The sequence below is a fragment of the Nocardioides oceani genome, from assembly GCF_030412965.1.
Classification (GTDB): Bacteria; Actinomycetota; Actinomycetes; order Propionibacteriales; family Nocardioidaceae; genus Nocardioides; species Nocardioides oceani.
In genome coordinates this window covers 1-277 of record NZ_JAUHJQ010000163.1, presented here as the reverse complement: position 1 = coordinate 277, position 277 = coordinate 1, and the positions used below count along the sequence as shown (strand labels likewise).

Below are 277 nucleotides of genomic sequence, written 5' to 3'. Positions count from 1 at the left end.
GGATGCTCATAAAAAATCGTCATCGCAATAATAAAAACAGAAAATACATGCCGGCTTGGAAATGATTTTCCTTTTGTGTCTTTTTCCAACACCGGCGGCATGTCAAATTTTTCATACGGTCTAGGCGCATTGATGATTTTCCGGACAATGGAAAGTCCCACAAAGGACACTGCCGGAACAAGTATTGCGCGCCAGAGCCATGGATCTTTGTCCTCAAACAGCATAAAAAGATAGAGCGGATACACGCAGAATACAAGTGCTGTCAGCATATGATTCA

1 protein-coding gene is annotated in these 277 nt (G+C 42.6%); it reads right to left on the bottom strand.

The window, feature by feature from the left end; all coding sequences use genetic code 11:
* Positions 1-245: hypothetical protein (locus tag QWY28_RS24830; protein ID WP_300955359.1), on the bottom strand; the 245-nt coding region annotated here is incomplete at its 3' end.
* Positions 246-277: the final 32 nt, after the last annotated feature.